This is a genomic window from Gottfriedia sp. NPDC057948 (assembly GCF_042887255.1).
Classification (GTDB): domain Bacteria; phylum Bacillota; class Bacilli; order Bacillales; family Bacillaceae_G; genus Gottfriedia.
Map to the genome: position 1 here is coordinate 75,179 of NZ_JBHVPN010000018.1, position 23,234 is coordinate 98,412.

General features: G+C 33.2%; 19 protein-coding genes. 14 read left to right on the forward strand and 5 right to left on the reverse strand.

Going from position 1 to position 23,234, the window contains the following annotated elements:
- Nucleotides 1-38: 38 nt before the first annotated feature.
- A complete protein-coding gene (locus tag ACFVRR_RS20455) occupies nt 39-620 on the reverse strand; it encodes a DNA-3-methyladenine glycosylase (protein ID WP_387332225.1) in 582 nt (193 codons plus the stop codon).
- 220 nt (nt 621-840) lie between these two features.
- Here ACFVRR_RS20455 and ACFVRR_RS20460 point away from each other — a divergent pair, with 220 nt between their 5' ends.
- From ACFVRR_RS20460 to ACFVRR_RS20490, 7 genes are all read left to right on the forward strand, one after another.
- On the forward strand, nt 841-3,222 hold the full coding sequence (locus tag ACFVRR_RS20460; protein ID WP_387332227.1) for an immune inhibitor A domain-containing protein: 2,382 nt from the start codon (nt 841-843) through the stop codon (nt 3,220-3,222).
- An 841-nt stretch (nt 3,223-4,063) separates the two neighbouring features.
- A complete protein-coding gene (locus tag ACFVRR_RS20465) occupies nt 4,064-5,083 on the forward strand; it encodes a Bug family tripartite tricarboxylate transporter substrate binding protein (protein ID WP_387332229.1) in 1,020 nt (339 codons plus the stop codon).
- Nucleotides 5,084-5,147: 64 nt separating this feature from the next.
- Complete coding sequence (locus ACFVRR_RS20470; RefSeq protein WP_387332231.1) at nt 5,148-5,600, forward strand: tripartite tricarboxylate transporter TctB family protein; 453 nt, start codon at nt 5,148-5,150, stop codon at nt 5,598-5,600.
- 45 nt (nt 5,601-5,645) lie between these two features.
- On the forward strand, nt 5,646-7,151 hold the full coding sequence (locus ACFVRR_RS20475; RefSeq protein WP_387332262.1) for a tripartite tricarboxylate transporter permease: 1,506 nt from the start codon (nt 5,646-5,648) through the stop codon (nt 7,149-7,151).
- A gap of 67 nt (nt 7,152-7,218) precedes the next feature.
- Nucleotides 7,219-8,853 (forward strand): ATP-binding protein, encoded by a 1,635-nt coding sequence (locus ACFVRR_RS20480; protein WP_387332233.1) that lies wholly within the window; start codon nt 7,219-7,221, stop codon nt 8,851-8,853.
- The gene (locus ACFVRR_RS20485) at nt 8,819-9,520 is read left to right on the forward strand and encodes a response regulator (RefSeq protein WP_097976577.1); all 702 of its coding nucleotides are present in this window, start codon (nt 8,819-8,821) and stop codon (nt 9,518-9,520) included. The genes ACFVRR_RS20480 and ACFVRR_RS20485 overlap by 35 nt, the downstream gene beginning before the upstream one ends.
- A 236-nt stretch (nt 9,521-9,756) precedes the next feature.
- On the forward strand, nt 9,757-10,296 hold the full coding sequence (locus tag ACFVRR_RS20490) for a GNAT family N-acetyltransferase (RefSeq protein ID WP_387332235.1): 540 nt from the start codon (nt 9,757-9,759) through the stop codon (nt 10,294-10,296).
- Nucleotides 10,297-10,402: 106 nt separating this feature from the next.
- Here the strand turns inward: ACFVRR_RS20490 and ACFVRR_RS20495 are convergent, their stop codons facing one another.
- Nucleotides 10,403-11,362: an ABC transporter substrate-binding protein gene (locus ACFVRR_RS20495; protein ID WP_387332237.1), complete on the reverse strand. Its 960-nt coding sequence runs from the start codon at nt 11,360-11,362 to the stop codon at nt 10,403-10,405.
- Between the two features lie 169 nt (nt 11,363-11,531).
- Between ACFVRR_RS20495 and ACFVRR_RS20500 the strand changes: the two genes are divergently transcribed.
- The 5 genes from ACFVRR_RS20500 to ACFVRR_RS20520 all read left to right on the forward strand — a co-directional run bounded on the left by ACFVRR_RS20500 (nt 11,532) and on the right by ACFVRR_RS20520 (nt 16,150).
- Nucleotides 11,532-12,533 (forward strand): FecCD family ABC transporter permease, encoded by a 1,002-nt coding sequence (locus tag ACFVRR_RS20500; RefSeq protein WP_387332239.1) that lies wholly within the window; start codon nt 11,532-11,534, stop codon nt 12,531-12,533.
- The gene (locus ACFVRR_RS20505; protein ID WP_387332241.1) at nt 12,530-13,582 is read left to right on the forward strand and encodes a FecCD family ABC transporter permease; all 1,053 of its coding nucleotides are present in this window, start codon (nt 12,530-12,532) and stop codon (nt 13,580-13,582) included. The genes ACFVRR_RS20500 and ACFVRR_RS20505 overlap by 4 nt, the downstream gene beginning before the upstream one ends.
- 4 nt (nt 13,583-13,586) lie before the next feature.
- Entirely contained in the window at nt 13,587-14,387 is an 801-nt protein-coding gene (locus ACFVRR_RS20510; protein ID WP_387332244.1) for an ABC transporter ATP-binding protein, read from the forward strand.
- Nucleotides 14,388-14,634: 247 nt separating this feature from the next.
- The gene (locus ACFVRR_RS20515; RefSeq protein ID WP_387332246.1) at nt 14,635-15,357 is read left to right on the forward strand and encodes an ATP-binding cassette domain-containing protein; all 723 of its coding nucleotides are present in this window, start codon (nt 14,635-14,637) and stop codon (nt 15,355-15,357) included.
- 13 nt (nt 15,358-15,370) lie between these two features.
- Nucleotides 15,371-16,150, forward strand: a complete 780-nt coding sequence (locus ACFVRR_RS20520) for an ABC transporter permease (RefSeq protein WP_387332248.1) — start codon at nt 15,371-15,373, stop codon at nt 16,148-16,150.
- Between the two features lie 55 nt (nt 16,151-16,205).
- Here ACFVRR_RS20520 and ACFVRR_RS20525 read toward each other — a convergent pair whose 3' ends face one another.
- The 3 genes from ACFVRR_RS20525 to mprF form a co-directional block, all read right to left on the reverse strand.
- Nucleotides 16,206-16,625, reverse strand: coding sequence for an organic hydroperoxide resistance protein (locus ACFVRR_RS20525; RefSeq protein WP_387332250.1), 420 nt, complete (start codon nt 16,623-16,625; stop codon nt 16,206-16,208).
- Between the two features lie 26 nt (nt 16,626-16,651).
- The gene (locus ACFVRR_RS20530; RefSeq protein WP_387332252.1) at nt 16,652-17,104 is read right to left on the reverse strand and encodes a MarR family winged helix-turn-helix transcriptional regulator; all 453 of its coding nucleotides are present in this window, start codon (nt 17,102-17,104) and stop codon (nt 16,652-16,654) included.
- 204 nt (nt 17,105-17,308) lie between these two features.
- A complete protein-coding gene (gene mprF / locus ACFVRR_RS20535; protein ID WP_387332254.1) occupies nt 17,309-19,831 on the reverse strand; it encodes a bifunctional lysylphosphatidylglycerol flippase/synthetase MprF in 2,523 nt (840 codons plus the stop codon).
- Between the two features lie 586 nt (nt 19,832-20,417).
- On the opposite strand from mprF, the gene ACFVRR_RS20540 reads away from it, so the two are divergent.
- Nucleotides 20,418-22,013 carry an FMN-binding glutamate synthase family protein gene (locus ACFVRR_RS20540; protein ID WP_387332256.1) on the forward strand — a complete coding sequence of 532 codons (1,596 nt, stop codon included), beginning with the start codon at nt 20,418-20,420 and terminating at the stop codon, nt 22,011-22,013.
- 291 nt (nt 22,014-22,304) lie between these two features.
- Entirely contained in the window at nt 22,305-22,568 is a 264-nt protein-coding gene (locus tag ACFVRR_RS20545) for a hypothetical protein (protein ID WP_387332258.1), read from the forward strand.
- Nucleotides 22,569-23,234: the final 666 nt, after the last annotated feature.

The following is a 23,234-nucleotide window of genomic DNA, read 5'->3' on the forward strand; positions in this document are numbered from 1 at the left end:
TGAAAGCGAGAATTCGTCAACAGCCTGGGTATTTTTTATTATCTTGAAACAAATTTATTTTCCGTAATCCAAAATCTCCATGGATAGTCCCTCGCTTCACCGGTATTTTCAATACCGATTCTAGGTCCACTACTAATATGTTCTGGTTTAATTCCTTCTTTGATGTAAACGGGAGGGAGCCAAATCGGTTTTCCATAAGATTCCATCGTAATATTCAATGCTTTTGTAAGCTTACCTGGTCCATTCGTTAAATTAGATATCGGCTGATTTTTTCTAAATTCGATCATTTTTTCAATACCGTTCAAAGGTTCTAGTGCTCTTATTAATACTGCATTAGGTATGCCAACTTCCCCGCAAACAACATTTATTAAAGTATGAGTGTGCATTTGATAAGTATAGATGAATCCTGGCTCATGAAACATAATTTCTGTCCGCTTCGTACGTCGGTTTTGAAAACTATGTGCAGCACGATCATCTGGGCCCATATATGCCTCGGTCTCTACAATTATTCCAGAAATCTCCAATTCATCAGTACGATGAACTAATATACAGCCTAAAAGCTCCTTTGCTAATTGTAAAGTTGGTTTTAAAAAGAAATCTTTCTTAATTGTCGAATTCATAATAAACTCCTCGAAAATTGTTTGATAAAAAGAGAAAATGTATTTTCTTGTCACACTAATAGGGATATTTACCTATTCATATTATTAGAAACCCATTAAAATTAGATTAAATATATTAACTGAATTATTAGAAATCATTTATAATTACTCATTGTACAATCCCCTACAAGCTTGTACTATTTACTTATTGTTAGAAAATTCGAAAAAGGGGTGTAGAATTATGGCAAGACCATCATACTGGAAGGTATTATCGAGTGTCTCACTTGCTGCAGCATTAAGTATGTCCATTTTTTCAACTGGAGTTACTTCAAAAGCAGCAATTCCTACTGAAAGTAAGCAGTTAGTAGAAAGTCCTTATTTAGATTTAAACGTAGTGGATGAAGAAAGATTAGAAAAAGCTTTAAGAGACAGAGGCGAGATCAAAGAATCTGATAGCGCTGAAGTAGCTAAAGAAAAAGTACAAGCATACATAAAAGAAAAACAAGGTGCATATAAAGAAAAAGTTAATGCACAATCAGATTCAAAAATTGCTGATAAACAAATAGAAACACTAGAAAAACGTAAAGCTCAACTTTTATCACAATTAAATAAAGGACACGAAAACTATAAAAAAGGCAAACCAACTGGTGTAGTAAAAGTTGATTCTGCTAAACAAGCTAGCTATAACGGCGGAGTTCGTGAAGATAAGGTATTAGTAATTTTAACTGAATTCGCTGATTTCAAACATAACAATATTGATAAACAAGCTGGGTATATGTACACTGATGATTTTAGTAAAAAACATTACGAAGATATGCTTTTTGGAGATAAAGATTTTACTTTAAACGATGGTTCTAAAGTAAAAACATTTAAACAATTTTATGAAGAGCAATCTGGTGGGAGCTATACTGTTAAGGGTACAGTTACAAACTGGTTAACAGTTGCTGGTAATGCAGCTGATTATGGCGATGATAGCCCAACTGGTGGACATGATAACTTAGCACCAAAAGGTCCTCGTGATCTAGTTAAAGAATCACTACGTGCTGCAATTAATTCAGGTATTAATTTAGCTGATTTTGATGATCTAGATATTTATGACCTTGATGGCGATGGAAATATTAATGAGCCTGACGGATTAGTGGATCACTTAATGGTTCTTCATGCTGGAACTGGTCAAGAAGCTGGTGGCGGTAAATTAGGAGATAATGCGATCTGGTCACATCGTTGGACTTTAAATGGAGTAACTACTTTCTCAGGAACAAAATCAAAATCTACAAATTGGAACGGATTGATGGCTGCATATGATTACACAATTGAGCCAGAAGATGGAGCAGTTGGTGTATTCGCTCACGAATTCGGTCATGATTTAGGATTACCAGATGAGTATGATACCGGGTACACTGGAAATGGTGAACCAGTTGCTTCTTGGTCAATCATGAGTGGTGGTAGTTGGAACGGTGCAATCGCTGGTACAACACCTACAAGTTTCTCACCACAAAACAAGGAGTACTTCCAAAAAACTTATGGTGGAAACTGGGCAAATATGACAGAAGTAGATTATAAGGATATTGACGAAAAAGGTATTGCTACTTTTATTGACCAAAGTGTTACTAAATCTAATAACCCAGGTGTAGTAAAAGTTAACTTACCAAAGAAAGAAGTAAAAAGTAAAATTCAACCTCAATTTGGTGCTAAGTATTACTATAGTACAAAAGGAGATAACCTCCATACTACGATGACTTCACCAGTATTTAATTTAACAACAGCTACAAATGCTAGTTTCGCTGTAAAAGCAAACTATGAAGTTGAGTATAGTTATGATTATGTATATGTAAATGTATTAGATGCAACAACTGGTGCTAAACTTGCAACAATTGATACGATTGGTGATGAAAATACTGCAGGTCGACTTGAAACATCTAAAGGACTTTGGGTAGATAAAGTTTATGACTTATCTGCATTCAAAGGCAAAAACGTAAAAGTTCAATTTGAATATGTAACTGATGGTGGACTAGCTCCTGAAGGATTTGCTTTCGACGAAGCAAAATTAACAATTGACGGTGCAGTTAAATTTACTGATGGTGCTGAAGGAACTCCAGCATTTACATTAGACAAAGCAACTGTATCAAATGGTACTGATTTTAAAGATCACTACTACTACTTAGAGTGGAGAAACTATGCTGGCTCTGATAAAGCATTAGAATATGCTCGTGGGGTTAAGTATAATACTGGTTTAGTAGTTTGGTATGGAGATGATAGCTACACAGATAACTGGACAGGTGTTCACCCTGGTGAAGGTTTCTTAGGTGTTGTAGATGCTCATCCAGAAGCTATGGTTGGTACATTAAATGGTAAACCATCTGTATCACAAAGTACTCGTTACCAAGTAGCTGACGCTGCTTTCAGTTACGACAAATCACCTGAATTCTACATTAATTCGCCATCTCGTGGGATCTTTGACTATGATGGACTACCTGGTGTAACAGAATTCAATGATTCAAATAGTTACCAAAATACTTTAATTCCAGATGCAGGAAGAAAAGTACCTAACTACGGCTTAAAATTCCAAGTAATTGGAGAAGCAAAAGATAATTCAGCTGGTGCTGTTTGGATTCATAAGTAAGAAAAAAGAATACGAGTCTGATATAATTTCAGACTCGTATTCTTTTTTTGTTTTTGTAGACTGGTCGAGAAATGAGTTTTTTTTAGTCTCTTGGTTAATTTCTATTATAGCTTGTTATGAGTAAGTTAATTTCGAGTTCTAGCGTTTATGGTTCCTCATGAGCCTGTTATGAGGAAGTAAATTACAAAAACCAGCGTATCAAGTTCCTCATGAAACCGTTATGAGTAAGTTAATTTCGAGTTCTAGCGTTTATAGTTCCTCATGAACCCGTTATGAGGAAGTAAATTACAAAAACCAGCGTTTATGGTACCTCATGAACCCGTTATGAGGAAGTAAATTACAAAAACCAGCGTAAATAGTTCCTCATGATGCCGCTATGAGGAAGTAAATTACAAAAACCAGCGTATCAAGTTCCTCATGAACCCGTTATGAGGAAGTAACTTACAAAAACTAGCGTAAATAGTTCCTCATAAACCCGTTATGAGGAAGTAAATTACAAAAACTAGCGTATCAAGTTCCTCATAAACCCGTTATGAGGAAGTAACTTTCAAAAATTAGCGAATCAAGTTCCTCATGAACCCGTTATGAGGAAGTAAATTACAAAAACTAGCGAATCAAGTTCCTCATAAACCTACTATGTGTAAGCAATGTTCAAATTCCCAACTACGCCCCTTTTTCCACCTAAACCTTGCTAATCGGAGAGTCTTCTTTATCGTGGTTTTTATGAACAAAATGGTTTTAATGGACTTTACGTCTTTAACGTTCATAAAAACTTTTTTCAGAATTATTAAATTATAATACTTGTATTAGAAAGCGTTTTCAAAAAAGGGAGGAACTAAAGATGAAATTTAAAAAGACTAGTTTGTTTGTAATGACTTCTTTAATCGCTGTAAGTCTTGCAGCATGTAAAAGTAGTAGTGTAACAACAGGAAGCAGTAACTCATCTTATCCAAATAAGGCAATTTCAGTTGTAGCACCATCAGGAGCAGGGGGAGGATGGGATTTAACAGCAAGATCGTTCACTAAAGTTTTAAGTGGTACAAAACTTGTTAAAGAACCTATGACGGTAGAAAATAAACCAGGCGGTGGCGGTACGGTTTTCATGGCTGAGTATGCTACACAGGATAAAGCGAATAATGAAAAATTATTTGTAAACTCACCTCCTATTATTATTAACAACTTGAAAAAAGAGGGAAATAGTCCTTATGGCTATAAAAATAGTACGCCTTTAGCTCAGCTAACAAAGGATTATGGTGCAATCGTTGTTAAGGCTGATTCTAAGTATAATGATTTAAAATCACTTTTAGAAGATATTAAAAAGAATCCGAAGAATATTACATTAGCTGGGGGATCTGCTCCAGGGTCAATGGATCATTTAATCGGAATACTACCAGCTTATAAATACGGTATTGATCCTACGAAAATTAAGTATGTTTCCTATGATGGTGGTTCAGAGGCAATTACAGCATTATTAGGTAATAATGCGGATGTCATTTCGACCGATGTTTCTAGTACGCTTGAGTTTGTTAAATCAGGTAAAGTTAAAGTTTTAGCAGTAACATCACCTGAACGTTTACAAGGAGATGTATTGTCTGAGTTTCCAACTGCTAAAGAACAAGGCGTTGATGCTGAGTTTATCATTTGGCGTGGGGTTTTTGGACCAGAGAAAATGTCTAAGGATGCATACTCATATTGGGAAAAAACAATTTCAAAATTAGTTGAAACAAAAGAATGGAAAGAAGAAGTAGAAAAGCAAGGCTGGCAGACGGAATATAAAGGTGGTAAAGAATTTAATTCGTTTTTATCAGAACAAGAAACACAGGTTCAAGACTTATTAAAAGCATTAGGAATGAATAAATAGTTGAAATAAAGAAGGGGGAAAACACTCCTTCTTTTCCATTACTTAACATAAAGAGGTGAGATACATGAATAAAAAATTTGATCGATTAGCAGCAATCATTTTTCTTATTACAGGTATTACTTTTATTATAGAAAGTCGGAGTATAGCAGCCGCTGCTTATGGAAGTGTAGTTGGTCCGAACGTTTTTCCATTTATACTTGGCTGCGCGCTTTCTTTATTAAGCTGTAGGTTATTTTACGAAACATTTTCTTATAAGGGACAAGAAAAGGAAGCAGTTCAATATAATTATAAGCAATTTTTTATCATCCTTGCTTCAGCTATTCTTTATGCACTTTTACTTGAGAAAATCGGTTTTATTATTAGTTCGTTTTTATTCCTAATTGTAGCAATTCAAACAATGGAGCGTGGAAACTGGATCAAATCACTTTCGATTTCATTAGGTTATTCACTCATTATTTATTTTATTTTCGTCGATGTTTTAAAAGGTACGTTACCTGTTTGGTCAATTTGGTTTTAGAAAATCGAAGGGAGAGTTATTAACTTGAGTACTTTTCAATATTTAATGCAGGGATTTGAAACTGCATTTACATGGTACAACTTATTGTTTGCTTTTGCCGGAGTATTAATTGGTACAGCAGTAGGGGTATTACCTGGTATTGGGCCAATGAGTGGGGTCGCTTTATTAATACCTGTTACTGCTTCTGTAACTGGTTTTTTAGGACCTGAGCAAGCAGCGGGCAGTGCAATTATATTATTAGCTGGTGTATATTATGGTGCTATGTATGGTGGTTCTACTACATCAATTCTATTAAACACTCCAGGTGAATCTTCATCGGTAGTGACGACTTTAGATGGCTATCAAATGGCTAAAAAAGGTAGAGCTGGAAGTGCTTTGTCAATTGCCGCAATTGGTTCATTTGTAGCAGGGATTTTTACTCTTATTGCACTGATCGTATTAGCAAAACCATTATCGGCATTAGCAATTAAGTTCGGTCCAGCTGAATATTTTTCATTAATGCTTCTTGGTTTATGTGCAGTAAGTGGACTAGCAGGAAAGTCAGTAACAAAAGCATTAATTATGACGATCTTCGGACTACTACTAGCAACAATTGGAATTGATTCCGTATCAGGCGTTTCTCGTTTTACATATGACATTCCATGGCTATATCAAGGGTTAGAATTTTTAACAGTAGCGGTAGGATTATTTGCGCTAGGTGAAGTATTTAAAACTATTATTGAAAATGAAGTTGAAGATGGTGAGATGGCAAAGATTAATAATTTATTACCATCTAAAGAAGAATTAAAAGAAAGTGTAGCACCGATTGCGAGGGGCTCTGTTTTAGGATTTTTCGTCGGTTTATTACCGGGAGCGGGTGCTATTTTAGCTTCATTTTTCGCTTATATTTTAGAAAAGAAAGTTAGTAAAACGCCAGAAAAGTTTGGAACTGGTACAATTGCTGGAGTTGCATCTCCTGAGTCAGCAAACAATGCCGCATCTGGGGGAGCGATGATTCCTTTATTAACTTTAGGGATTCCAAGTTCAGGAACAACTGCAATCCTAATGGGTGCTTTAATGATGTATAACATACAACCGGGACCACTTCTTTTCGAAGAACATCCTGATGTTGCATGGGGGTTAATTGCTAGTATGTTTATTGGTAACGTAATGCTGATTATCTTAAACATGCCTTTAGTAAAAATATTTGCAAAGATTATTCAAACGCCAAAGAAATACTTATTGCCACTAATTGTAGCCATTTCAATATTTGGTGTTTATGCCGTACAAGTATCTGTAAATGATTTACTTCTATTAATAGCATGTGGTATTTTTGGATATTTCCTTTCTAAAAATGATTTTCCAATCGCACCACTAGTATTAGGTATCGTTTTAGGACCAATGATTGAGAATAATTTAAGAAGAGCTTTAACTGTATCAAATGGTGATTATAGTATTTTCTTTACTCATCCTATTTCATTAGTATTTTTAATAATTGGAGTACTTTGGATTCTTATTCCAATTATTATTAAATTGAAGGGTAAAGAAGTAGTTATTAATGTAGAAGCTTAATTTTCTAACAAAACTCCTTTAACAAAAGGAGTTTTTTGATTATTATAAAAATATAAGGAGAAATTTTATGCGTTTACATTATAAGTTAATCATCTTTATTTCTGTTCTCATTTTAGTTATTAGTAGTGTTTTTGAAATAGTATCTCAAGAAATGTTTCTAAAAAACCTTAAACATGAAAAGGGATTAAAGGCTTTAGCTATTTCTCAAACAGTGGCAAATATGCCAGAAGTTCGTGAAGCATTTTTAAGTGAAAATCCATCTGGGATCATTCAGCCGATCGTTGAACAAATCCGAAAGAAAGTTGGAGCGGAATTTATCGTTGTTGGGAATAAAAATGAAGTACGTTATTCACATCCAAACCCATTCCTCATTGGGAAGAAAATGGTTGGAGGAGATAATGATAAAGTAATTAAGGGACAAGAAATCGTATCGGAATCGACTGGAACACTCGGTCCTTCTTTAAGAGGAAAAACTCCTATTTTTGATGATAATGGTAGTGTAATTGGAGTTGTTTCTGTAGGCTACTTAATAAAAGATATCGACCATGAGGCACAAGTGTTTAGTAAAAAACTAATAAAAAATAGTATTGTCATCTTACTTCTTGGAATAGGAGTAGCATTTTTAATTTCATTTAATATAAAAAAATCGATCTTCGGATTGGAGCCGAAAGAAATTGGAAGGATGTACAAAGAAAAACACGCAATTTTGGAATCGATTCATGAAGGGATTATTGCGATTGATGAATACGGAGAAATAACGGTAGTTAATGAAAATGCTCATAAAGTACTTTCTATTCCAAATAATTTAAAGCTTAGAGGATTAAAAATAGAAGACGTATTGCATAATTCGCATCTGAAGAAAGTAGTTGAAACAGGTCAGCCAATTTATGATTTAGAGTTTTTAATAAATGAAAAAGTAATGATTATTAATTGTATACCGATTGTTGGAATGAATTCTAAAATTGTTGGAGCAGTAACAACCTTTAGGGAAAAATCTGAATTGAATAAATTGCTAAATGAACTATCGCAAATAAAAGCATATTCAGAAGGCCTGAGGGCTCAGGCACATGAATATTCAAATAAGTTGCATACCATCTTAGGTTTAATACAGCTTGAATCCTATCAAGAAGCGATTGAATTAATTTCAAAGGAATCAAATATTACTCAAAATATTATCCATTTTATTATGGAAGAAATTTCAGACCCAGTTGTTGCAGGACTTCTTTTAGGAAAAATAAGTTTAGCTAATGAGTTAAAAGTAGACTTTAACATTGATTATAATAGTAGTTTTGCAGATGTCCCAAAAGAAATAAATAGGGAAGACTTAATAACAATAATCGGAAATCTATTAAATAACGCATTCGATGCAGTATTAGAAACAAATAAATCAGAAAAGCTTGTTTCACTATTTCTTACTGATTTAGGTAAGGATTTAGTGATTGAAATTGAGGATAATGCAAATGGTATCCCTGAGGAATTAATCGATGAGATTTTTGAATATGGTATTTCTACTAAGGAGCAATCTAAAAACTCAGGGATTGGACTTCACCTAGTCCAGAGATTGCTCCATAAATTAAACGGACAAATTACTTTTCATTCAAACGAACATGGGGGAACTACATTTATTGTTGCCATTCCGAAACGCCAAAAGGAGAGTAACAGATACGATGAAAAAGAATTTAATAGAAGTGTTAATAGTTGAAGATGATAGTAGAATTGCAGAAATTCATCAACGATTTATTGAGAGAATAGAAGGGTTTAGTGTAATTGGTATCGCGACAAATTACCAAGATGCTGTTGATTTAATTGAGATTCTAAAGCCGCAGCTAGTATTATTAGATGTTTATTTTCCGGATATGAATGGTTTAGATTTTTTACAATGGATGAAGAAAAATTCAATTTTGGCAGATGTTATTATGATTACAGCATCGAAAGAAATCGATTCAGTTAATAAGGCCTTACATTATGGTGTATTTGATTTTATTATTAAGCCAGTCATTTTTGATCGTTTTAAAAAGTCTTTAATACGTTATGTAAATCATTCAAATAAAGTACAAAGCCTACAATCCAAAAGTGCTTATCTAACTCAGGAAGAAATAGATGGTTTAATCGGAAAAAATAATTCGATGATTGAAGAGCAAAGTATATACCCTAAAGGTATTGATAAGCTTACTTTAGATAAGGTGTTATTTGTGATAAATGAAGTTCATAACGGTATGACTGCTGAGAATATAGGACTGGAAATTGGCGTTAGTCGTACTACTGCCCGGAGATATTTAGAATATCTAGTATCTGAAGGAAAAGTATTAGCGGATTTAGCGTATGGAACGATTGGTAGGCCAGAAAGAGTATATTTGATAAAAAACTAGATTATTTGATTTAGTAAAGTTTACTTAATGACTATGACAAACCTAACATTTCTGTAACAAGAATTGAGAAAAATCATGAAAAGAGAATCATCTAAACGCTTGGTATACAAGCGTTTTTTTATGTTTTTTACAAATTTATGACAATGTGAGTTTACTAGAGTCTAGCTTTTGAAAGCGTTGAAAACCTTCCATTTGTTATATAAAATATACTTTGCAAGAACTACGGAGGGATAGGTATGAAAATACGTTTATTAACTAAAGAAGATGCTGAAATCTATCTTAATATTCGTTTAGAAGGTTTAAAAGAGAATCCTGAAGTTTTTATTACAACTATGGATGAAATACTTGATCAAGATGACCCTATTGAATACAAAGCAGAAATATTGGATCAAGATAAAAACTATACGATCGGTGCATTTACTGACAAAGGTCAATTAATTGGAGTAGCAACTTTAAAAACATTTGAAAAAGTTAAAGCAGAGCATAAAGGAAAAATTGAGTCTGTCTATGTTTCTCCTAGCGCTCGAAAAATGGGGGCAGGCTATCTTTTAATTGAAGAAGCGATCCACTTAGCAAAAAGCTTTGGACTTGAACAACTTACATTAAATATCGTAGAAGGTAATGAAACAGCAAAAAAACTGTATGAAAAACTAGGATTCAAAACATTTGCTAAAACACCTAATAGTTTAAAATTTAACAATGAATATTGGGACCAGGAGCATATGATGCTTACGCTAATTGCAGGAAATGTTGAAGATGCAGGAAAAGCGGGATAAGCAAGTATTGCAGGAATGGAAATTAGCTAAATACCGACTTTAACAAAAAAAGTTTACCTAAATTGTCATTCGATCTGACAATAAAGGTAAACCTTTTTAAATTCTATTATTTAGTAAAAGTCTTTTCAATATCATCTAACATTAAGTAAGCAACCTTGATTCCACCTGCAGTATTCCATGTAACATCATTTACTTTAATGACATGTCCATTTTTAGAAGCATTTAACTTTTTGAATAAAGGATCTTCTGTAAATTCTTTTTCAAGCTTAGATCCAGACTCTTTACCGTCATCAAACGTAAAGTAGAATATGTAATCTCCATCCATCGCTGGAATACGTTCTTTTGTCACGCCTCTTTCAGCAAAATCAGGAGCATTTTGTTCCTCTGGACGTTGGAATCCTAATTGTTTAAGAATTACACCAGAGAATGTATCTTGGTGATAGATTCGTACATCAGCACCCATGAAACGGACCATTGAAATTTTTTGATTTACTTTATCGCCTAATTCAGCTTTTAGTTCATCAACACGTTTTGTATAATCAGCTAATACTGTATTACCTTGTTCTTCTTTGTTTAAAACTTTTGCATAAAATTTGAAATTCTCTTGCCAATCTCCACGTAATGTTTCAGCGAAAACTGTTGGTGCAATAGCACTTAATTGCTCATACACTTTTTCTTGACGCATTTTATTACCGATGATTAAATCTGGTTTTAAACTAGCGATTTTCTCAAGGTTAACTTCACTTTCCACACCTACAACTTCTACGCCATCCATATCTTTAGAAATATGATCATACCAAGGGTTTCCTGTCCATGATTTAACAGCACCAACTGGTTTCACACCTAATGCTAATAAAGCTTCAGTTCCTTCGTTTGTTAATATAACAACTCTTTTTGGATTAACAGGAACTTTTGTCGTACCCATTGCATGCTCAATTGTAATTGTATTTGCCTTTTTACTTTCTTTACCAGAAGCTTCTTCTGATTTTTTTGTGCCACAAGCACCTAATACCATAATTGCTGCAATGAATAAAGCAATTAGTGAAGAAAATTTTAGTTTTTTCATAGAATGGTCTCCCTTTTTAGTTGATAATGATTATCATTTATCTTGACAAATAGTATTATAGATTAAAATTTGATTAGAAGTCAATAAGGAAATGAAAATCATTCTCATTGACTTGATAATTCATATCATTTAGACTAATAAAAGAGAATAGAATAGTAGGAGATATAAAATGCTTATTCATCCAAGATCAAGAGTTATTGTATTAGTAGCTTGTTTTTTATTATTAGTAATTTGTTTTTTTTCTAGTATTTTACTAGGATATACGGATACTAGTTTTACAAGCTTAGTTCATTCATTTACACAATTTGATGGGTCTAATGAACAGTTAATTATTCAAAATGTTCGAGTTCCAAGAGCGATCATTGCTTCAATAGTAGGAGCAAGTTTAGCAATCGCTGGTTTATTTATGCAAGTTTTAACTAAAAATCCTCTAGCATCACCAAGCGTTCTAGGAATTAACGCTGGTGCCTCGATGTTAATTGTACTTAGTATCACTTTTTTTCATTTACAATCACCTAATGCGACTATATGGCTTTCATTTATAGGAGCTACATTATCAGCTGTATTTGTATTTGGTTTAAGTTCAATAGGGAAAGACGGAGCGACACCATTAAAAATTACTTTAGCTGGTGTTTCAATTGCAGCTATGTTTAGCTCAATAACCCAAGGCTTACTAGTAACTAACGAAGTGGCATTAGAGCAAGTACTATTTTGGCTAGCTGGTTCAGTTCAAGGGCGTTCACTTGATTCTTTACATATGGTACTACCATATATCGTAATAGCTTGGGTGGTCTCACTTACACTTGGTGGAAAGATTAACACATTCATGTTAGGCGAAGATGTATCTAGAGCTTTAGGTCAAAATACAGCTTTATTAAAAACGACATTAGTTGTATTAGTCATCATTCTAGCCGGTGGTGCTGTAAGTATAGCAGGACCAATAGGATTAGTCGGTATAATTGTCCCTCAAATAGTTAGAATGTTCGTTAAAAATGATTATCGTTGGATGATTCCGTTTTGTGGTATTTTCGGAGCAATACTACTTCTTTTAGCTGATGTAGGATCTCGTTACATTTTAATGCCAGAAGAAACGCCAGTTGGTATTATGACCGCAGTTATTGGTGCACCATTTTTTATTTACTTAGCAAGAAAAGACGGTACAGTAAAATGAACATGATCAAATTAAGAAACAAGTACTTTTCACTACTATTTAATAAGCGATCATTTTCCGTTTTAATAATTGCTCTTCTTTTACTGATCAGTTCATTTATAGTGAGTTTAACGCTAGGTGACCGTTACATCTCGATTCCAAAAGTATTATCTGTTATTTTTGGTGAAGGTGAAAAAATAGATGAATTATTTATACAAGCATTTCGAATGCCACGAATCCTCATTGCCATTTTTGCTGGAATTTCTTTAGCAATCGCTGGAGCAATTCTTCAAGGCTTAGTTAGAAACCCACTAGCATCACCAGATATTCTTGGAATAACAGGTGGAGCAGGTGCTACCGTTGTTTTATTTTTAGCTATTTTTAGTGATAATCGGACGAATCAATTAACAGTAAGTATAAAATGGTTACCATTAGCGGCATTTATCGGTGCCATCATCAGTTTAGTATTTGTCTATGCTTTTGCTTATAAGGATGGGGAATTAAGACCTTTAAGATTAGTTTTAGTAGGGGTAGGATTTTCAGCATTAGCTCAAAGCACAACTTCATTTTTTATGATTATTGGACCTATTTTTAGAGCAACCGAAGCGAATATGTGGTTAACTGGGAGCGTCTATGGAGCGAACTGGGAACAAGTTAAAATCATTACAGTCTGGACGCTAGTTTTTATCGTGTTAGCATTATCGTTTATAAGACATATCAATACGCAGCAACTTGGAGATGAAGTTTCAACAAGCTTAGGAGTTCAAGTAGAAAAAAATCGACTAATCTTGTTATTTATAAGTACAGCATTAGTAGCTGGTGCAGTTGCATTTGCGGGAGCAATCGCATTTGTTGGACTAATTGCGCCTCATATTGCTCGGAAAATAGTTGGTGCTTCTTACGGTGCATTGATTCCCTTATCTGGAATCATCGGTGCCATCATGGTATTGGTAGCTGATACAATTGGAAGAACGGTGTTTAGTCCAATTCAAATACCTGCTGGTGTATTTACTGCTGTAATTGGTGCACCATATTTTATCTATTTATTATTTAAGACAGGAAAAAGGTGATAAGATGTCAACGAGTGCAATCGAAACAGAAAAATTAACGTTATCGTATGATGATCGTACAATTATAAACGAATTAAATTTTCAAGTCCCAAAAGGAAAAATCACAGTTTTAATTGGAGCTAATGGGTGCGGAAAATCAACATTACTTCGTTCACTTGCAAGATTACTTCAACCAAAAAGTGGAACCATCTTACTTGATGGAAAAGAAATTAGTAAGCGACCTACAAAGGAAATTGCACGTAATCTTTCAATCCTGCCTCAAAGTCCTGTTGCACCAGAAGGTTTAACAGTTTTTCAATTAGTAAAACAAGGAAGATATCCATATCAAACTTGGTTAAAACAATGGTCAAAAGAAGATGAAGAAAAAGTAAATCATGCTTTGAAAATGACAAATATGTATGAATTAAAGGATCAATTAGTCGATTCTTTATCTGGTGGACAACGTCAACGTGCTTGGATTGCGATGACATTGGCTCAGGACACAGATACAATTTTATTAGATGAACCAACAACATATTTGGATTTAACACATCAAATCGAGATTTTAGACCTACTTTACGAATTAAATGAAAAAGAGCAGCGTACAATTGTTATGGTACTACATGATATAAACCTAGCATGTCGTTATGCACACAACGTTGTTGCAATTTCAAATGGTGAAGTATACGCAGAAGGAGACCCAGAAAAAATCATTAATCAGAGCTTAATCTGTGACGTTTTCTGTATGAACTGCGATATTGTAAAGGATCCATTATTCGGAACGCCACTTTGCATACCTCATGGCCGAGGAAGAAAAATAATTTAATCAATTTTAAAAGGTGTCCTTATATAGGGCACCTTAGTTTGTAGGCAAAGTACTAAAAGCTTGATTCTCAGACTGATTGCAAGCGCTTGTCTTTCGAGGCGCGAAGCCTGGTGAGGAGCGGAGTTACCTTAGACGGTAATTGAGCACCGCAGTTAGGCGAAGCAACGAAGAAAGCGAGCTTTTGGCGGGCAGTCTGAGGTGTCCTCCTTGTATAGGGCACCTTTCATTTAGAAAGAGGTGAAATAAAATGACCCTATCAATTAAGAGTATAAGTGTAGATATTCTTGGTAGTTCAATCCTTAAAAACATTAATTTTCAAACGAATAAGGGTGAAATTTTTTGCTTAATTGGAACTTCAGGGGCAGGGAAAACGACATTGCTTCGGACATTAAATCGATTACAGTCAATTAGTAAAGGTGAAATTCATTTAAATGGACAATCAATATATAAAATGACACCTCAAAGTTTAAGAAAAAGTGCAGTAATGATCCTACAAACTCCTTCATTATTTGAAGGGACCGTTGAGGATAATATTTTGTTTGGAGTCAAATTAAACGGTAGCTATGATAAGACTGATTCCAAAACAGTAGCGAAATCTTTATTAGAAAAAGTAGGATTAGAGACGAAATTACTTGATCGGAATGCTTCGACACTTTCGATTGGACAACAGCAAAGAGTATCAATCGCTAGAGCAATTGCCATGAAACCAAGCATTTTATTATGTGATGAAATTACCTCAGCATTAGATCCACAATCGACTCTACATATTCAGGAGCTTCTAGTAACTTTAAATAGAGAAGAAAATTTAACGATTATTCTTGTTACACACAATATGGATTTAGTTCAACAAATAGCTGATCGAGTAGGGCTACTGATTGATGGTAAATTAGTAGAAGTGAGTCCAGTTAATGAATTTTTTAATAATCCCAGCACAGAATTAGGGAAGAATTTTCTTTCTACAATTGCTTAAAAGAGGTGAAATGATGGATGGTAATTTGCATATTACAGGAGTATCTCTGACATTTTTATTAATTATTATAGCTATCGCATTATCCTATTATCAGAAACTTGGTGTTGAAAAAGACATTGGTGTTTCTTCATTAAGAACCGTCATTCAATTAATGATCATGGGGTATGTACTTGAATATATACTGCAAATTGAGCACCTTTTTATTATAATCATTATTTTATTTTGTATGATTTTATTCGGTGCTTATACTTCGAGTAAAAGGTCACAACAAATTGAAGGAGCATTTTTTATTTCATTTATTAGTATATTGCTAGGTGTCATGATTTCTTTAGGAGTCGTATTGTTAGCAAATAAAATTGCGTTGAAGGCTCAATATGTTATTCCAATTTCAAGTATGATTATTAGTACATCTATGAACGCGAATAGTTTAGCATTAACGAGACTTAGAGCTGAAATTCAAGCAAGTAAAAATCAAATTGAAGCTGCATTATGCTTAGGGGCAACAACTAAACAAGCTTCAAATAATGTCATAAAAAATTCAATTAGAGCTGCCTTAATTCCATCAATTGATCGAGCTAAAACTGTAGGAATTGTTACATTACCAGGCTCGATGACGGGAATGATCTTTGCTGGCATAAGTCCTTTATATGCGATTAAATATCAATTGCTAATCGAATGTATTTTAATAGGTGCAATTGCAATTAGTGTATTCTCCTCAACACTTCTATCCTATAGAAAATTCTTCACAAAAGACGATTCATTAAAATATGAAACGATAATAGAACAAGGATAAGGATAAAGGGAGAAGGTGTAAGTAAAAACTTTTCCTTCTCCCATTATGCTAAATATTATCCAATTACTCTTAATTGTACATCCATGTTTCCTTTAGTTGCTTTTGAATATGGGCAAACGCCATGAGCTGCTTTGACTAGTTCTACAGCTACTTCTGTTGGAACACCTTGTACTTTTACATCAAGTTGAGCAGCTAATTTGAATCCTCCGTCAGCAGGGTCTTTACCAATTGTTATATTTGCAGTAACTGATGTAGATTCTAATTTAATTTTCTGCGTACGAGCTACTAAATTTAATGCACTGTCAAAGCAAGCTGAATAGCCAGCGGCAAAAAGTTGTTCAGGATTTGTTGCTCCACCAGGACCACCTAATTCTACTGGTGGTTTAAGTGATAAATTAATAAAATCATCTGATGAAATAACTCTTCCGTCACGTCCACCTGTTGCAGTTGCTGTAGCAGTATATATTTTTTCCATTACAATCTCTCCTTAATATTTATTATCTATTTTTTATTTTCATTTGCAGATTGAACTTTCTTTAATAATGCTTTTGTTTGGTTTAATAGTGTTAAAAATTCCTCTTGAGTAGCATTACTTTCCGTGAAAAATTTCTCAGGTATACAGAAAGCTTTTTCTTTTAATTTAATACCTTCTTCAGTTAATGTAATAAATACTTTTCTTTCATCACTTGAGTCACGTTTACGAAAAATTAGTCCCGCAGATTCCATCCGTTTTAGCATTGGTGTAAGAGTTCCTGAGTCTAAAAAAAGAGTCTCCCCAAGTTCTTTCACAGTTTGTTGGTCTTTTTCCCAAAGTGAAAGCAATGCAAGATATTGCGGATACGTTATGCCAATCTCATCTAAGATTGGTCGATATAATTTAGTTATTTCTCGAGAACAAGCATAAATTGAAAAGCATAATTGATTTTCAAGCAAAAGCTGATTTTCTTTATTCATTAATCAACATCCTTTTATATTAGTTGTGCAAAATTTAATATGACACAATCATAATTGATGAGAAATAATTTTGCAAGTGATATTAACTATTATTTTTTACCAATTTCTTTATTTTGATTATGAATTGAGGAGATTTGAAGTGAAAAATACCTTTTTCACAATAAAAAAGCCAGTCAATGTTCAATACATTAACTGGCTGTAAATTTAATTTTTTCTAGACCTAGAAATTAATGAAGTTATTTGTAGCATTGTGATTGGTAAGGATGTTTTTTTGTGATACGCCAAAAACTTAGGTGTCCAAGAATTAACATATTTCTCTTTGAAGCTTCTTAAACCTTGAAAGTGATATAAAAATTGTCCATATTGATAAATTTGCGCTGCAACTTTTTCACTTGTAAAAGAATACTTAGATAGACCCACGTTTGCTAAAGGTGTCATACCGACATTAAAATAATGAAAATTTCTAGACCTAAACCACTCAATTAAGTTAACAAACATAAAGTCCATAATTCCTTTTGGAGCGTCAACTTTATGACGCATTAAATCAATTGAAATCGTATGCTCATTATAGTTTGGCATAATGGATGCAAATGCAATCATTTTATTTTCATTGTTTTTAATAATTGCTACTGGTGCAAGTTTGATGTAATCCTCATCAAAATAGCCAAGTGAAAACCCTTTTTCTTTTCGCCCTTTCAACCACTCTTGTGATAATTCCTTTAATTCCGTAAAGAATTCATTTGAATAAGGGGGCTCAATAATTTCAAAACTAAATTCTTCGCGTTCAAATTTATTGTAAAGTGCACGAATTCCTTTATTACGTTTTCCAGATAAAGTGAATGATGAAATATCAGTAAATCCTTCTTCACCAAGTTTAAAGAAATCAAATCCATTTTCATGTAAATAGGATAGTGAATTTGAGTTTACTTGGTAGAAGACAAGAGTATATCCAAATTGATCAGCATAGTTTAATAATTCCTCAATAGCAGGATATAAACGAGATTTTTCACCAACCGGGTCACCTAAAATAACTAATTTGTCTGCATATGGCTGAAAAATAAATAATACAGTCTCATCCTGAGCCCAGAATAAATATTTATCATGTAAAAAAACCAAATGTGAAAGTTCTGTACCACCATACTTATTAAAATGTTCTTTTATTTTTTCTTCTTCAGCTTTCGTATTTATAAATTCAAATTGTTTTCTTTTAACTTTGAAAAATGCGATATAAAAAAATAGTAAAGCAGCTGCAAAACCAAGAACTGCACTAATCACGATATCTCTCGAATTAACAAGTATATAAGGTAAATATTTAGCAGGTATTTTGACATTTGTTTGAGGTAGATTGATATAAGCAATAAGTAAATAACTACCCAAAAAGAAAAATAAAATAAAATTATCAACAATAAGCTTACCCCAGGTTAAAACGAAGCTTTCTCTATAAAATTGTTTCTTTGAAATAAATAATATAAAAGCAACTGCTAATACGAAAAGTGCTTCTTCATAATCTAATCCTTTTGAATACGTTGTAACTGCCCCAACAATCAGCATGAAAAGTGTAATATACCATGCTCTTTTATCTTTATAATCAATTCCACGAGAAAGTCCTAACAATGTAAAGCCTGCTGTGACCGAAATTAAATGTGAAATATTAATAATTGTCGAAGGTAAAATTAAATTTAAAAGACTAATTCTTAAAAGCATGCTTGGTACAGCAGCAGAAACTAATAGGATAACGCCAGATAAAAATACTAAAATCGTTAAAAGCTTATGCCCCATATAAGTTGAAATTTGATTTGGAATATTATTAAATGATTGATTTATTTTATTCCATAATAATTTAAGAGCTAAAATAATACCGCAAGCAAACGGGAAAAAGAAATAACTGAAACGATAAATCAATAAAACAAGAAGTGTCGTTTCCTTATCGATTCCAAAGTATGTAAAACCAAGGAGGAAAATAAAATCAAAAGACCCAAGACCGCCTGGAATCATACTTAAAAGAGCTGCAACAGATGCTACTAAAAAAACAGGTAAAACCTCAATGATTGTAATGTCGATATGTAAAAATAAACAAATGAAGTAAATGAATAATAAAATAAAAGACCATTCACATAAAGAAATGACAACCAATGAAAGCATATATTTTGCCGAAAAATTCTCCGAGAAAAAATTACGTTTTAAATAAACGACTAAAAACATTACCGGGAAATAACAAATTGCAATAATAATAGCGATATATAGATACTTATATTCATTTAAAAATGATAAATCAAATATTCCTGTAAATAAAACTAAGCTCAATATCGATAATCCAGAAAGTAAGAATATCGTTACACTACTCACTGCTTTAACAATTTCGGGTCCGGTGCGATCTTTTCGATAAAATAGAGTTCGAATGGTGGTACCTGCAACTCCACCAAGACCTATTAGGTTTGAGGAAGTATTCGCAAGCCAAGCAACCATTAGTATTTTTCGAAAACTGAAATCTAATTTTAATAGACTTACAAGTACGAAGTCATATAAAAACATTGGCGATACAGCTAAAATACCTAATGCAAAAATCAAAAAGTACTGTATTAATGTAAGAGACTCCATATAGTTAAAGAACATTTTAAAGTCGAAGTTTAAAAGTACGTTTTTTCCAACGAATATAAATGTAACTAGTAATATTGAAATGAAAAATAGTTTAAATAAACCTACTTTACTAATCCGAATCTTATTCATAAGACACTCCTGAAGTTATTATTCAACAATTAAAATAATAGTTATTAGCTTTAGTATTCCATATTATTCCACTATTTAACAAGAAGAATATTAACACGTACTAGAAAATTTACTAACTTATTATTTTGGAGATAAAAAGTTAATTAGATTTTAATTTTCGGGACTATTTTCTGATTAGTATTAATGAAAAAAGACCTAGGTTACCACTCGTTTTCTATGGAGCGAGACCTAAGATAATTCCAAATTCCAATGGAGTCGGGGCATTAAAGTTCAATTATGAGAGGACTATTTTATGTTTTTTTGAATATTTATAAATGAAAATATTAAATGGGTTCTATAGAAAAAAGGGAGACTCTTATTTTGAAGAGAAAAGAAATTCAAACCTCTCTTGAAGAATATTCAAATGAGTAGATAAGGCTTTATAGCTGAATAAGGACATATTCGATGATGCAAGCATTGTATAAATTGGAAGGAATTATGTAAAGAATAAAATGTAAACTCGATTAAGGAGAGTAAGAATGGAGTATTTTAAATTAAAATAAATTTGATAGCAATGTTACGGAACTTTTTCAAGGGGGAATTATAATTGAATATAACAAATGTTTTAATTATCCTTGGATTCATTTTTTTTGCCTTAATACTTTTAGTTTTATTAATAGGTACACTATATTTGTTTTTTATAGATCGAAAACAGAAGCAACATCCAATACTTCGTAATTATCCAGTAATAGGACGAGTTAGGTACTTCTTAGAAACGATTGGACCTGAGTTACGTCAGTATTTATTTAACAGCGACCTAGAAGGCAAACCTTTTTCTAGAGAAGAATATGGGCATATTGTTAAAAAAGCAAAATATAAACGAGATGTCCTTGGGTTTGGGTCTAAAAGAGACTTTGAAGAAAAAGGATATTATATTAGAAATTCGATGTTTCCAAAACTGTCAGAAGAATTAAAAATGGACCAGCATATAAACGTAACAACAAATCGATATTTATTGATTAAAGAGCCTTTATTTACACAGAAGGAAGAAAGATTAGAGAAGAATGATTCACTTGCATTTTTATTGGATGATAGTGATGCAATTGTGATCGGTAAAAACACAAAGTATCCTTTTATTGTAAAAGGCCAGATTGGTATGTCTGCTATGAGCTATGGATCCCTAGGTGAAAAAGCTATTACTGCATTATCAGAGGGATTAGCAATTGCGAAGGGGACATGGATGAATACAGGTGAGGGTGGCTTGTCTGAATACCATCTAAAGGGTGGCGTTGATATTATCATGCAAATTGGCCCAGGTTTATTCGGGGTTAGAGATAAAGAGGGGAATTTTAATTGGGATGCCTTGAAAGAAAAAAGTAAAATTCCTGAAATAAAAGCTTTTGAACTTAAATTAGCTCAAGGTGCCAAAACACGCGGTGGGCATATTGATGGGGAAAAGGTAACAGAGGAAATCGCAAGAATAAGAATGGTAGAACCGTTTAAATCGATTGATAGTCCTAATCGTTTTAGAGAGTTTCATGACTTTCCTTCTTTGTTTGACTTTATGGAACAAATTCGGGAACAAACTGGAAAACCAGTAGGAATGAAAGTGGTTATTGGAAGTGGTCATGAAGCTGATGAATTAGCGAAATATATAAAAAGTACTGGAAAGGGCCCTGACTTTATTACTGTAGACGGTGGTGAAGGGGGAACAGGTGCCACATACCAGGAACTGGCGGATAGTGTAGGATTGCCAATTAAATCTGCACTACCTTTAATGGATCATGCTTTAAGAAAATATGGCGTACGTGACCAAGTTAAAATAATAGCATCAGGAAAATTATTCTCGCCAGATCGAGTAGCGATTGCACTAGCAATGGGGGCTGACCTTGTTAATATCGCAAGAGGATTTATGATTACGATTGGTTGTATTCAAGCTTTAAAATGCCACTCCAATGCATGTCCAGTCGGTGTGGCCACAACAGATCCTGATTTACAAAAAGCCCTTGTCATTGATGAAAAAAAATATCGAACGGCGAATTATCTAATTTCAATGCGTGAAGGTTTATTTCGGTTAGCTGCTGCTGCAGGTTTGGATTCCCCTGTCCATTTTCAAAGTGAACATGTTGTTTATAAAGATGAAAAAGGGAAAGTGTGGTCACTGAAGGAAATTTATCAATCATTGGTAGAAAAAGTAGATTAAAAATAGTAACTTTACAACATATTTTTCGGTGCTAGTCCGAACTTTATCGTAATAGTTGAACAATGAGAGACTACTTAGGTAGTCGCATAGGGTGCTGACCTAGTCAGTGCCCCTTTTTAGACAGAGAAGACATTTCGGTGTTACGACAGACAGGATGAAAGATAATGTTCACCTAAAAATTTTTAAGCCATGCTTATAGCCTATTCCGCAAACTCCCAAATCTACATATATTATAAAGATTTGAAAGCCCAAGATTGCATAAAACGTTATTTAAAAGGGAGGAAAGTTAATATGAATTTCTACAACTATGTACCTTATAATGATTTTTATAGAAATCCACAGCAAACTGTAAATCCACAACAAATTCTAACATTAATAAATCCAGCTGTTAGCCATGGATTAAAAGAAGCACAACAGCTTGGCTATCAACATGCATTAACAGAAGCGGTTGCTATAGGTTACTTGATGGGAAAAGGTTACGATTATAATACTGCTTGGAAAACTGTTGAATCTTGGTGGAGACCACCGGGAACGCCAATACCTACTCCATATTAAAAGTTAAAAAGTTATTTGAATAGTATCATAGCTAAAGAGAATTTTTGAGGAATCATTAAATTAGGAGATTCCTTTTTTTGTGTTTGTTGAGCTATATAAATAATACTTCATTTAGTAATTAGGACTCTATTATTGTAAGTATGTAAAGTATAATTTAGTTTGTTTTACAGAGTGTTGAAATATAAAATGGTCAATAGGGTAAACGGACATTAAATGAACATTTCATCTATTTAATGACGAAATTATCATTTTTTGGATGATCTATTAATGGTTTTAAAGGTTAAATGTTTGAGCAATTTCATGATTCCAATAATACTAGTAATCATTTTTTTTAGAAGTTAAAAATAATATGAGCTAATTTTTAGAAAAACAAATTCAATTGATTAGTTTAATTAATGTTCCATTTGAATTGACCTACAAAGAGATTAAACTGTTAGGATACTCTAAGTAAAGGCTATTTGATTAGATTTTTATTGCAGACTTTTTTTGATTGAATAAAGTTGATTGGAACAAAAGGGGTGCTCGACTCCTATGGGATTAGCGGGAAGGCTAAAGACCCCGCAGGCTTGCCGAGGCCACTGAAAAACAGCATTTTTATTTGCCTAATCAATATATAAATTAAAAAAGTGGATTTTTCGTTCAGAATTGAACGGAAAATCCACTTTT